Origin of the sequence: Paraburkholderia phytofirmans (assembly GCF_046028095.1) — a bacterium.
GTDB classification, from domain to species: Bacteria; Pseudomonadota; Gammaproteobacteria; order Burkholderiales; family Burkholderiaceae; genus Paraburkholderia; species Paraburkholderia phytofirmans_A.
The window spans coordinates 198,535-211,458 of sequence record NZ_JAQQDJ010000005.1 but is presented as its reverse complement, the minus strand read 5'-3'; the positions used below and the strand labels follow the sequence as shown (position 1 = coordinate 211,458).

General features: G+C 62.6%; 8 protein-coding genes. 5 read left to right on the top strand and 3 right to left on the bottom strand.

Translation table 11 applies throughout. The annotated features are described in order from the left end of the window. Nucleotides 1-599 precede the first annotated feature (599 nt). The 3 genes from PQR54_RS16760 (at nt 600) to PQR54_RS16750 (ending at nt 6,795) form a co-directional block, all read left to right on the top strand. Complete coding sequence (locus PQR54_RS16760) at nt 600-2,801, top strand: NHL repeat-containing protein (protein ID WP_408247535.1); 2,202 nt, start codon at nt 600-602, stop codon at nt 2,799-2,801. 74 nt (nt 2,802-2,875) lie between these two features. Beyond that, on the top strand, nt 2,876-4,342 hold the full coding sequence (locus tag PQR54_RS16755; protein WP_012432977.1) for a flippase: 1,467 nt from the start codon (nt 2,876-2,878) through the stop codon (nt 4,340-4,342). Further along, nucleotides 4,339-6,795, top strand: a complete 2,457-nt coding sequence (locus PQR54_RS16750) for a glycosyltransferase family 4 protein (RefSeq protein WP_408247532.1) — start codon at nt 4,339-4,341, stop codon at nt 6,793-6,795. The genes PQR54_RS16755 and PQR54_RS16750 overlap by 4 nt, the downstream gene beginning before the upstream one ends. 115 nt (nt 6,796-6,910) lie before the next feature. Here PQR54_RS16750 and PQR54_RS16745 read toward each other — a convergent pair whose 3' ends face one another. After that, entirely contained in the window at nt 6,911-8,122 is a 1,212-nt protein-coding gene (locus PQR54_RS16745) for an acyltransferase family protein (RefSeq protein WP_408247530.1), read from the bottom strand. A gap of 261 nt (nt 8,123-8,383) precedes the next feature. Here PQR54_RS16745 and PQR54_RS16740 point away from each other — a divergent pair, with 261 nt between their 5' ends. Beyond that, on the top strand, nt 8,384-8,527 hold the full coding sequence (locus PQR54_RS16740) for a hypothetical protein (RefSeq protein ID WP_165923841.1): 144 nt from the start codon (nt 8,384-8,386) through the stop codon (nt 8,525-8,527). 306 nt (nt 8,528-8,833) lie between these two features. Continuing rightward, complete coding sequence (galU, locus tag PQR54_RS16735; protein WP_408247528.1) at nt 8,834-9,751, top strand: UTP--glucose-1-phosphate uridylyltransferase GalU; 918 nt, start codon at nt 8,834-8,836, stop codon at nt 9,749-9,751. Nucleotides 9,752-9,956: 205 nt separating this feature from the next. Here the strand turns inward: galU and PQR54_RS16730 are convergent, their stop codons facing one another. Both PQR54_RS16730 and PQR54_RS16725 read right to left on the bottom strand, forming a co-directional pair. Then, nucleotides 9,957-12,131, bottom strand: coding sequence for a malate synthase G (locus PQR54_RS16730; protein ID WP_408247526.1), 2,175 nt, complete (start codon nt 12,129-12,131; stop codon nt 9,957-9,959). A gap of 122 nt (nt 12,132-12,253) precedes the next feature. Next, nucleotides 12,254-12,658: a GlcG/HbpS family heme-binding protein gene (locus PQR54_RS16725; protein ID WP_408247524.1), complete on the bottom strand. Its 405-nt coding sequence runs from the start codon at nt 12,656-12,658 to the stop codon at nt 12,254-12,256. Between the last annotated feature and the right edge of the window lie 266 nt (nt 12,659-12,924).

Sequence of the window (12,924 nt, the reverse complement as noted above, 5' to 3'; positions counted from 1 at the left end):
GCTCGCTTCGCATCGCAACGGAAGTGCAATCGATTCTAGGGAAAATAAAATCGTGAAAAAACGGGAATGAATTGGATAAATGAATCAGATTGCAACAGGGTGTTTCGTTATCCATTCGCAATGGATTTTTATGCTTATGTCGAACGGATGACGGGATATGTAATAAGTGCGGATCGCCTTGCTTTGCATCGGTAAGGATGGGTGATGGTGGGTCTGCGGACATGCCCGCCATAGCCGATTTCGTTTTAATCCATTTTTAATTGGTTTCTTTCACGACGCTTAAAGCGTCGAATATTTTTGAATTATTTTCGATTTTCGTCGCGGCGTTTTTTCCGCGTAATGTGAGCCGTGCGGATTGGGTGGCCAAGGACGGCGCGTGGGCCTCACGCTCTGATTGCTGTCTAGGCGCGCGGACTCGCGGCGTTCGTCCCGTCGACGCTGTGCCCGAGTCCTGTTCCCGCATGAATCTGTTCTACGTCCTTGCACGGCTTCTAGCGGTCTGCATCACGAGATCGACCGCGATTCGTAACGTCATTCATTGAGTTGTGTTTTCGCGCGAGCTTCGTTGCCCGCGCGCGGCGCTGATTGGAGGAAATACCTTGCCCCGTTTCACGTTCAAAAGCTGGCTCGCTATTTTTGCGTGCGCCGCCGGACTGACTGCGGGAGCGGCCAGTTTCACGGCGCATGCGGAAACCGCGTTGAACGCGAAAACGTCGTGGATCGGCAATACCTTCGGTTTCGGCGACGGCAGCTGGGCGCAGATCAACATCACCGCGATTGCGGTGGCGCCCGACGGCAAGGTCTATACGAACGCGCCATGGGACGAAAGCGGCGCTGAAGCGAGCGTCTATCAGAACGGCAAGATGCTCGGCTTCGCGGGCGGCACGCATGGCTGGGGCAATGGCGGCGGCAACGCGGTCGCTTTGAATCGCAAGTACGTGTTCGTTGCGATCGCGGTCGGCAATGAAAAAGGACGCCTGGTCGAGCAGGGTGTGTGGCCGGAGAAGGGCAAGCAGTGGTACGGCATTTCGCGCCGGGAGATTGCCGATCCGAAGCGTGCCGCGCCGTTCCAGCCCGCCGCGAAGAGTGCCGATCCGCATGCGCAACTGGCCGCCGGCTTCCTGATGATGAACGAAGTGCCGACCGGCACGAGCGCCGAGATCGGCGGTCTCGCCGCGAACGACACCACGCTGTACGCGGCCAACACGACGCGCGATCGCATCGAGGTGTACGACGCGGAATCGATGCAGCAGAAAACCACCTGGAGCGTGCATGAGCCGGGCCGCATCGCCTTGGCGCCGGACGGCACGCTGTGGGTGTTGAGCGGCACGCGCAACGATCGTGAGCCGCATGTCGAGCACTACACGTCCACGGGCAAACGCATCGACGAAAACTTCACGCTGCCTGGCGGAACGATCGCGGTGGATATCGCGGTCGACGCGCAAGGCCGCATCCTGATCGCGGATAACGGTCCGCGTCAGCAGGTGCTGTATTTCAGCAGGAGTAACGGACGTTATAGCGAGTCGGGCGCGCTCGGCGAGCGCGGCGGCATTTTTAGCGGCGTCGCCGGCAAGCCGGGCCCGCAGCGTTTCAACGGACTCACTGGCGTGGGCGTGGATGCGCGCGGCAACGTGTATGTGTCGACCAACGGCATCGGTCCGCGTTACGACCCGATCGGCGCGGGCCTCGGAGCAACGCTCGAAAGCTATGCGCCGGATGGCAGGCAGAACTGGCAGGTGCAGGGGCTCCTGTTCGTCGATGGCGCGTGGATCGATCCGTCGCGCCCGGACAGCGTCTATACCGGCAACAAGCGTTTCGAACTCGATCTGTCGAAGCCGGCGGGACAGGACTGGAAATACGCAGGTTTCCTCTCCAACCGTTTCAAGTACCCGGACGATCCGGTGTTCCACACCGATCAGTATCCGGGCCTGCCGATCGCCCGCAAATTGAAGGGCCGCACTTTCCTGTACCTCACGGACATGTACGCGGACCATCTGAAGATCTATCGCTTCGATGCGCAGCACGACGGCGAAACGGCGATTCCTTCTGGCTTCATCGCGGGACGCGAGCGCGCGGTGGCCAAGGTGCCGAATGCGCCGCCGGGCGGCGACTGGATCTGGCGCGATACGAACGGCGACGGCAAGTTCAACACCGACGAATTTACGCTCAACACGAGCGGCACGAAGCTCGCGGGGGGCTGGGGCTGGTGGGTCGACACCGGCGGCGACATCTGGCGCACGCGCGACACCAAGGGCATCTATCGCTTCCGTTTCGGCGGGCTGGATGCGAAGGGCAATCCGGTCTACGCGTATTCGAACATGACGCAGTACCCGGTGCCGCAACCGTTCACGGAACTGCATCGCGCGATCTACGACCCGGACACCGACACGATGTACGTGAGCGGCTACACGCCCGACACGCCGGTCGATCGCGGCTTCTGGAAAGAAGTGGGCCGCGTGCTGGTGCGCTACGACAAATGGTCGAGCGGCAACCCGGTACAGCGCTATGCGATCACGCTGCCGTGGCAGACGCAGAGCAAACCCATCGCCACCATCATCGGCCTGACGGTCGAAGGCCAATACATTTTCGGCGTCGAGCCGGTCGGCGCGGTGCACGTGTGGGACAAGGACAGCGGCAAGGAGCTCGGTGTGATCCGGCCAGGCCCGGAAGTGGGCCGCGCGTCGGGCTGGGTCGATGTGCCAAACGGCATCAGCGCCGCCAAACGCGCCAATGGCGAGTACCTCGTGTTCGTCGAGGAAGACGCGCGCGGCAAAGTAATGATGTACCGCTGGAAGCCTTGATGAACGAGGCATGAGCGCTTCAGGCGCATGACAAGGCAACCCGCAGGCAAACGTAGTCAAACCCAAGGCATCCGATGGACAAAGGCATTCTCAAGAACGTAGCGATCAACTTCTTCGGGCTGGTGCTGCCGACTTTCGTCTCGCTCGTGACCGTGCCGTCGTATATCAAGCTGCTCGGCGTCGAGCGCTACGGCGTGATCAGCCTCGTGTGGACGCTGATCGGCTACTTCGGCATTCTCGATCTCGGCATGAGCATGGCCGCGCAGAATCACATCTCGAAGGCGCGCGCATCCGGCGACAAGGAAGAGAGCGCGCGTGTGTTCTGGAGCGCGACGTGGCTCAATCTTGCGACCGGCGTGATCGGCGGATTGATCATTTATTTCGGCGCGTTTCTCTACACGGCGTATTTCACCAAGGTGTCGCCCGAGCTGCAGCACGAGGTGTATATGGCGCTGCCGTGGCTCGCGGTCGCGATCCCGATTGCCAACGTTTCGTGGGTGTTCGCCGGCGCGATCAACGGCGCGGAACGCTTTGGCGTCTACAACACCAATCAGACCATCGGCACGTTTCTATTCCAGTTGCTGCCGCTCGGCGCCGCGCTGTGGATGGGCGCGACCTTGCAGAACGTGCTGGCCGCCGCGGTGTTCGCGCGGATCGTGGCTGCGCTTTTGCTGGGCCGCTCGGCGCTGAAAGTGCTGGAAATCCGCCGCATTCTGCCGCCGCAATTCGGCGTGGCGAAGGGGCTGTTCAATTTCGGCGGCTGGATGCTGATTGCGAGCGTCACCACCATGATCGCCGATTCGCTCGACCGCGTGATGCTCGGCACGAGCCTTGGCGCGCGTTTCGTCACGTATTACACGGTGCCGCAGAACCTTGTCACGCGGTTGAACATCGTGCCGACGGCGCTGGTGCGCACATTGTTTCCGCGGCTCTCCGCAGTGGGACGCGCCGATGCAGACACCATCACGCAGCAGTCGCTCGAATTTCTCAACGGCGTGTTCACGCCGGTCGCGCTGGTCGCGATGCTGGTGCTCGAACCGTTTCTGCATCTGTGGGTGGGCAATGAGATCGCCACCGTGGCGGCGCCCGTGGGCCGCATCATGATCGTCGCCGTGTGGCTCGTCGGGCAGGCGAACGTCACGCGGATTCTGATCCAGTCGCAGGTCAATCCCGCTACGGCCGCGCGCGTCGGTTTGTTCGAATTGCCCTTGTTTGCAGGGGCATTGTGGTTCGGCATCACGCGTTTCGGCCTGACCGGCGCGGCGGTGGCCGTGGCCGGCCGCGCGCTGTTCGACTACGCGGTGCTGCTGCGATTATCCGCGATCCGTGCAAAGCAGATCGCGCTCGACATGCTCGCTCACCTTGCTTTCCTGCTGGCCAGCCTGTGGCTCGCCAGCTTCCTGCCGGGTCTCGCAATGGCGATTGTCGCCGGCGTATTGATGGTAGGCGCGAATGTCGCCTGGTCGATCACGATGACACCCGCCTTGCGCGATCTTGCGCGTTCACTGCTGTTGCGACTGAATCCGAGGAAAAGCGCATGAACCACGAAGTCCTTGAAGAAGCCGTGCTGCAACCCGCGACGCGCAGCGCACTGGCCGAACTCACCACCGTTCCCGGCGTTCAGGCGCCGACGCGCCGCAACGCGCTGCGCGCAGATAAAACAGTGCGCGTCGCGATCGTGCACGACTGGCTCGTGACCTACGCGGGCGCGGAGAAGGTGCTTGAACAGATCGTCGCGTGCTTTCCGGACGCGGACCTGTTCAGCCTCGTCGATTTTCTCGACGACCGCAGCTTCCTACGCGGCAAGTCCGTCACGACCTCGTTCATCCAGAAGCTGCCGCTCGCGCGCACCAAGTACCGCTCGTATCTGCCGCTGATGCCGCTCGCGATCGAACAGCTCGACGTGTCCGCGTACGACGTGGTGATTTCGAGCAGCCACGCTGTTGCCAAGGGCATTCTGACCGGCCCCGACCAGGTGCATATCAGCTACGTGCATTCGCCGATCCGCTATGCGTGGGACTTGCAGCATCAATACCTCAAGCAGTCGAAGCTGACCAACGGCCCGAAATCGGCCATGGCGCGGCTGATTCTGCATTACATGCGCAACTGGGATATCCGCACTTCGAATGCAGTGGATGGCTTCGTCGCCAACTCCGAGTTCATCGCGCGGCGTATCAGGAAGGTCTATCAGCGCGACGCGAAAGTGATCTTCCCGCCGGTCGATGTCGAAGCCTTCGCACTGTGCACCGACAAGGACGACTTTTATCTCACCGCCTCGCGCATGGTGCCGTACAAGAAGATCGATCTGATCGTCGAGGCATTCGCTCGCATGCCGCAGCGCAGGCTCGTCGTGATCGGCGACGGTCCCGACATGCAGAAGATCCGCGCGAAAGCGGGGCCGAACGTCGAGATCATGGGCTATCAGCCGTTCAAGGTGCTCAAGGAAAAGATGAGCCGCGCGAAGGCCTTCGTGTTCGCCGCGGAAGAGGACTTCGGTATTTCGGTCGTCGAAGCGCAGGCCTGCGGCACGCCGGTGATCGCCTACGGCAAGGGTGGCGCGCTCGAAACCGTGCGCGATCTGTCCGAGCCGCGGCCCACCGGCATGTTCTTCGACGAACAGAACGCCGAGTCGATCATCGCCGCGGTCGAGCGTTTCGACGGCCACGTGAAGCGTTTTTCGCCGCTCGACTGCCGCGCGAACGCCGAGCAGTTCTCCGCCGCGCATTTCCGCGAGCGCTTCTTCTCGCATGTGCGGGCGGCGGTGCCGGCGCTGCGTACGGCGACGCTGCCGCCGTACGTGCCGTATAAAGCGCCAACCGTGGCGAACGGTCCGCGCATTCTGGCGGTCGATCAAAGCGGTGTGCTGGGCGGCGCTGAACTGTCGCTGCTGGAAATCGTCAAGGCGTTGCGCTCGCGCATCGAGGTCGTGCTGTTCGACGACGGCCCGTTCCGCACCGCGCTCGCCAAAGCGGGCGTGGCCGTCGACGTGCTGGATGCAGGCGCGCTGCGCCATGTTCGCAAGCAGGGCGGCTCGATGCCGAAGGGCCAGGCGCTCAAGGGTTTGGTATCGCTCGTGCGCGCCACTGCCAAACGCGCGCGCAACGCTGACGTGATCTATGCGAACACCCAGCGCGCCATGGTGATCGGCGCGCTCGCCGGCAAGCTGGCGCGGCGTCCGGTAGTCTGGCATCTGCGCGATATCGTGAGCCCGGAGCATTTCGGCGGCAAGCAACTGGCGATCATCAAATGGTGCGCGCGTCTCGGCCTCACGCATGTGATCGCCAACTCGGCCGCGTCGGCGCGCGCGTTCGCCGAACTCACGCAGTTCGACGAAAAGCGTATCGACGTGGTGTTCAACGGCATTTCCGCCGCGCCGTTCGACGCGTTGCGCGCGGTGCCGCAAGCAACGCTGCGCAAGCGCCTCGGCTTGCCGGAGGACGCGTTTCTGGTCGGCTCGTTCAGCCGCCTCGCGCGTTGGAAAGGGCAGCATGTGCTGCTCGAAGCGATGGTGCTCAATCCGCAGATGCATGCGGTGCTAGTGGGCGCGCCGCTCTTCGGCGAGGACCAGTACGAGATCGAACTGCACGCGTTCGTCGCCGCGCACAACCTCGGCGCTCGGGTGCATTTTCTCGGCTTCCAGCACGATATCGCGGCCTGCATGTGCGCGGTCGACGCGGTCGTCCATACGTCGATCACGCCGGAGCCGTTCGGCCGCGTGATCGTCGAAGGCATGCTGGCGCAGCGGCCGGTGGTGGCGGCGCGCGCGGGCGGCGTGCTGGAGATCGTCGACGACTACGAGAACGGCGTGCTGTGCACGCCAGGGGACGCGCACGGCCTCGCCGACGCGCTTGCCGAATTGCGCTCGAACGACGAACTGCGCAACCGGCTGGTCAGGAACGGGTATCAGACGGCGCTGAGCCGGTTCGGCACCGCCGCCTATGTCGAGGGTGTCGAACGGATTCTGAAGCGCGTGACGGGGCCGAAAACGGCTTAGGAAGGTTCTACGCGGGGTAGGCAGGGACTCGGCCGGTTCCTGCCGTTGGCGCAGCGGAGCGAAAGTCTCACGACGATCGCTCCGTTTTTTTATCGCGCGGTTTTGCTGCGTTGGCTCAGGCCTCTTTCAAAGCCGCTTTCGGCTTGAAACTGGCCGACCACTTCATCGCCGGCAACTCGACCAGCCGGTAGAACACATACGCCACCGGCACGGCGACCAGCATGTAGCCGAACGACGGCCAGATCGACATTTGCAGCGACGAGCGGAACAGCAGCGACGACAGCAGCACGAAGATCGGCAGATGGATCAGATAGAGCGAGAAGCTGAAATCGCCGAAGCGCGACAGCAAACGCGTGCCGAAGGTGGGGCCGCGCTCCGGATTGCCGCGCTCCAGCGCCTTGTACAGGTAGAACGCGAAGCCGACCGCCCAGAGCTGGAACGCACCATACTGGCCGAAATGAAAGGCGGCGCAGCCGAGCGCGACGAAGCCCGCGGCGAGCGCGTAGAGCCACATCGACGAGCGGGCCTGCGGCGCGCGATGCGCGCGGGCGTCGGCGATCCACGCGCCGAGCGTCCACGAAAACCAGTACGACGTGAAGAACTGGATGTCGTGGCGTTCGAGCACGTAAGCTGACACGACGTTGACGAGCGCGACGATCGCCAGCACGGAGGTCATGCCGATACGCCGGCGCAGCGCGAACAGCAGCGGATAGATTGCGTAGAACTGCACTTCGAGCGAGAGCGTCCAGAGCGCGCCGTTCGATCCGAACGTCTTGCCGGCCACGCCTTGCAGCGAAAACAGATTGACGAGGAAAGCCTGCAGGCCGATCTCGCGGATCTTGTGATTGACGGGCGGCAATTGCAGGCTGAACCAGTCGAGCGCGAAGGTCAGCACGAGCGCCGCGAGCAGCACGGGATAAATGCGTGCAAAGCGGCGCACCCAGAAATTGCCCGTATCGAGCCGGTAAGCGGGATTGCGGGCCAGGCGCAGCGCGCCGCCGCGGTGAATGCAATAACCGCTGATCACGAAGAAAATCGGCACGCCGGCTGAGCCCCATGCAATCGGGAACGTCAGATACGCGGCGATCGCATTCAGACTGAATGCATGGCCGACGCTCTGGTGAAACGCCTGCATGCCGACCCATTCCACCTGGCGGCAATGAAAATACGCCACCAGCAGCGCGGCGAAGCCCCGCATGGCGTCGATGACATGCTCCTTGCCGGCGCTGTCGGCGCGCGCTTCGCTCTGGGCGCGCGGCGCGGCGGCGGTGCGAGGCGGGGAGAGGGGCAGGGATGAGCCGGCGGCATCCAGTGCTGAGTCGCTCATACGCGGTCCTTATTCTGACGGAGGGGAGAAATGCAGATTCGCAGATTGGCAGATTCGCGCGGGCGCCATTCGCGCCCGCGGTGCATGACATGCTAGTGCACGATGCGGGTAAAAAATCGATAAAAAATTGCGTGCTGAATCGAATTAAACGGCGATTTTGTGACTAATTGTAATTGAGCATAAGCAGATGCAGCCGCGAATTATTTACCGCTTTTGTCGTGCTAATTTAAGCCACGGATTCTCTTGACCCGAGGTGAAGTCATGAACCTGCATTTACTCGCCGGCATTGCCGTGCTACTGATCCTTGTCGCTGCGTCCGCCTATCGGGAGGCGCTGCGCAATGAGCCGATTCGCCGTTTTCGCATGAACCCCGGCAAGCTGCCGCAGCTCGACGAGAACGAATAACGCGGGCGGGAAGAGACGCGAGGCGCGCCCGCGGCCGATCCGCCGGCGGGCCTGGCGTATCTGAAGGCCAGTTGTCAGGATATGTAAAATTTTCGGAATTGCCGGAAAATAATTCGATTTCATTGCGTAATTGTTGCTCGCTGTTAGCACGATGCGGCATATCGAAAGAGAATGAATTTATTTATTCGGATTGAGGAAATTTCACATACGTACTGGCGTCATTTTTTTGCTAGTCTTTCCGGCGACATCGATTGGCCGCCAGGCCCGCGAACACACTAATTTCTAACCGATGTGGGAATGCCTACCATGCTGAAAGTCACCAAAGCCGTGTTTCCCGTAGCGGGCCTCGGGACACGATTCCTGCCGGCTACCAAAGCAAGTCCTAAGGAAATGCTGCCGATCGTGGATAAACCGCTGATTCAATACGCGGTGGAAGAAGCGATCGCCGCCGGCATCACCGAGATGATCTTCGTGACAGGCCGCAGCAAGCGCGCTATTGAAGATCATTTCGACAAGTCCTACGAGATCGAAGCCGAACTCGAGGCGCGTAACAAACAGAAGCTGCTCGATCTGGTGCGCAGCATCAAGCCGGCCAACGTCGATTGTTTCTATGTGCGTCAGGCCGAAGCGCTCGGTCTCGGCCACGCGGTGCTGTGCGCCGAGAAACTGGTGGGCGAGAGCCCGTTCGCCGTGATTCTGGCCGACGACCTGCTGCACAGCTCGAAGCCGGTGATGAGCCAGCTCGTCGATACGTTCAACCACTATCACAGCTCGGTGATCGGCGTCGAAACCATCGCGCGCGAAGACAGCCGCTCGTACGGCGTGGTGGACGGCCGCGAATGGGAAGACAACGTGATCAAGCTGTCGGGCATCGTCGAGAAGCCGGCGCCGGACAAGGCGCCGTCGAATCTCGGCGTGGTGGGCCGTTATGTGCTGATGCCGACCATCTTCAAGCATATCCGCGCGTTGAAGCCGGGCGCGGGCGGCGAACTGCAATTGACCGACGCGGTGCAATCGCTGCTGACGGAAGAGCAGGTGCTTGCGTATCGCTATTTCGGCACGCGTTTCGATTGCGGCAGCAAGCTCGGCTATCTGAAGGCGACGGTGGAATTCGCGCTGCGCCATCCGGAAGTGAAGGCGGATTTTGAAGCGTATTTGCAGGCTTACATGCAGGGCAATATGCAGGAAGGCGTGCCGGCGCAGCTTGCGGCGGAAGCGGCTTAGTCGCAACGTCAACACAACTGCTGAGGCAAGCTTGGGCGGCTGCGGCGCGAACTCACAAGCACCGGCACGACAGCCGCCGCAACACTCATCACGCAGATGAACGCGCAGCAGCATCGCGCACATTAAAACGGGCACCGCTAACCACGCGGCGCCCGTCTTTCTTTCAGCCGGCCCACGCATCACACGCGGTCCGGCAAACCAGCTCTTAACCTTCCTTCTTCACTTCCAGCCGGAACTTGTGCAGCAACGGCTCCGTGTAGCCGCTTGGCTGCTGGCGTCCTTCGAACACCAGCGCCTGCGCGGCCTTGAAAGCGATCGTATCGAAGCCCGGCGCCATCGGCTTGTAGAGCGGGTCGCCCGCGTTCTGCTCGTCGACCACCTTCGCCATGCGCTTGAAGGTCTCTTCGACGAGCTCGCGCTGCACCACGCCGTGATACAGCCAGTTGGCAATGTGCTGGCTGGAAATACGCAGCGTGGCACGATCTTCCATCAGGCCGACATCATGAATGTCCGGCACCTTCGAGCAACCCACGCCCTGATCGATCCAGCGCACCACGTAGCCGAGAATGCCCTGCGCGTTGTTGTCGATCTCGCTGCGGATCTCCTCGTCGCTCCACTTCGCCTCGGCGACGACCGGAATCGTCAGCAGGCCGTCGAGCAGTTCGTCGCGCACCTGCGCGTAATCCGTGCGCTCCAGTTCCCGCTGAACCGCTTGCACGTCGATCTGGTGGTAATGCAACGCATGCAGCGTGGCGGCGGTCGGCGAGGGCACCCATGCGGTGTTCGCACCGGCTTTCGGATGCGCGATCTTCTGTTCGAGCATGGCGTGCATCAGATCGGGCATCGCCCACATGCCCTTGCCGATCTGCGAGCGGCCGCGCAGGCCCGCGCTCAAACCGGCCAGCACGTTGCTGCGTTCATAGGCGGCGATCCAGGCGCTCGACTTCATGTCGCCCTTGCGCATCATCGGGCCGGCTTCCATGGCCGAGTGCATTTCGTCGCCGGTGCGGTCGAGGAAACCCGTGTTGATGAACGCGACACGCTCCGACGCTTCGGCGATACAGGCGAGCAGGTTCACGCTGGTGCGGCGCTCCTCGTCCATGATGCCCATCTTGATCGTGTTGCGCGGCAGCTTCAGCAGGTCTTCCACGCGCGCGAACAGCTCGCTCGCGAAGGCGACTTCGGCCGGGCCGTGCATCTTCGGCTTGACGATATAGATCGAGCCGGTGCGCGAATTCAACTGATGCTTGCGGTCGTGCAACGCGCACAGCGTGGTGATGACGGCGTCGAGAATGCCTTCCGGAATCTCATGGCCGTCTTTGGTCAGCACCGCCGGGTTGGTCATCAAATGACCGACGTTGCGGATGAACAGCAGCGAGCGGCCATGCAGCACCACCGGCGCCGTGCCGTTCGCGGCGGTGTACACGCGGTCGGCGTTCAACCGGCGCGTGAAGGTCTTGCCGTTCTTCGTGACCTCTTCGGTCAGGTCGCCGGTCATCAGGCCGAGCCAGTTGCGGTAGAGCAGGACCTTGTCGTCCGCATCCACGGCCGCGACCGAGTCTTCGCAGTCGATGATCGTGCTCACCGCCGCTTCGACCACCACGTCCTTCACGTGCGCGGAATCGGTCCTGCCGATCGAGTCGCTCGCATCGATCTGGATTTCGAAGTGCAGGCCGTTGTGCTTGAGCAGCACCGCGGACGGCGCGCTTTCCTCGCCCTGATAGCCGATGAATTGCGCCGGCGTCTTCAGCTCGCTCGTGCCGTTCTTGAGCGTGACGACCAGCTTGCCGGCTTCGACGCTATAGCGCGTGGCGTCCGCATGCGAGCCGTTCGCGAGCGGCGCGGCCTGGTCGAGAAACTTGCGGGCATAGGCGATCACCGCGGCGCCGCGCACCGGATTGAAGGCTTTCTGCTTTTCGGCGCCGCCGGTTTCGGGAATCGCGTCGGTGCCGTACAGCGCGTCGTACAGGCTGCCCCAACGCGCGTTCGCCGCGTTCAGCGCATAGCGCTGATTCGACAGCGGCACCACGAGTTGCGGGCCGGCCTGTTCGGCGATTTCGCTGTCCACGTTGTCGGTCGTGGCCTTGACGCTGGCAGGCACCGGCACGATATAGCCGATGCCTTCGAGAAACGCACGATACGCTCGCAGATCGCGCACCGGACCCGGATTGGCGCGATGCCAGTTATCCAGCTCGGTTTGCAGTCGGTCGCGCTCGGCGAGCAACGCACGGTTCCTGGGCGCCAGCTCGTGCACGAGGGCGTCGAAACCCGACCAGAATGCGGCGCTGTCGATTCCGGTGCCGGGCAGGGCTTCGGTTTCGACGAACTGGTCGAGGTTGGCGGCGACTTGCAGTCCGCCGCGCGTGTTCATCTGAGTCATCGACTGCTCCATCTATCTGAATGGGGCCGATGAGGGGGCATCGGCCCGCGTTGTGCAACGGTTGGATTCTTTGCTTCAGGGCCGCCGTTCTGGTCGGCTTGTGAACGGAACGGCCAGCAAACTCAAGCGGCAATAGCCGCGATACCTGCCTTGGCGATCTGCGCGTCCTGATCCGACTTGACGCCCGACACGCCGACCGCGCCGATCACCTGGCCGTCGACGATCACCGGCACGCCGCCTTCCAGCGTGCCTTGCAGCGGCGCGCTCAGGAAGGCGGTGCGGCCGTTGTTGATCATGTCTTCGTATACCTTGGTTTCACGGCGGCCGATCGCCGAAGTGCGGGCCTTTTCGGTCGCGATGTACGAACTGGCCGGCGCGCTGCCGTCCAGACGCAGCATGCCGAGCTGATGGCCGCCATCGTCCACCACCACGATGGCGACGGCCCACTGGTGTTTCTCGGCTTCGGCGCGGGCGGCTTCGAGGATGCGGGTCGTTTCGGCGACGGTCAACACGGGTTTGCTCAGCATAGTGAATTTCCTGGTTCGTTTAGAGTAAGGATCGACTCGGCCACGTCGCCACTCGCGCCTGGCACGATGGCTTCGGCCTCGATGGCTGGCCGCCGCGCGCGGGTATGACACCGTGCACGCCTGCGGCGGCCGCGTTGATGTTCGGTGACGGCGCGGGTTGCACGCAGCCTTCCAGTATCCGCATTGTGCGCGGATGCCGCGGCGCCGGCCTTGTCCTTGCCCAAGCGCTTTGCCTGGGGATTTTACGTCCAAGCGCCGCCGGAAGA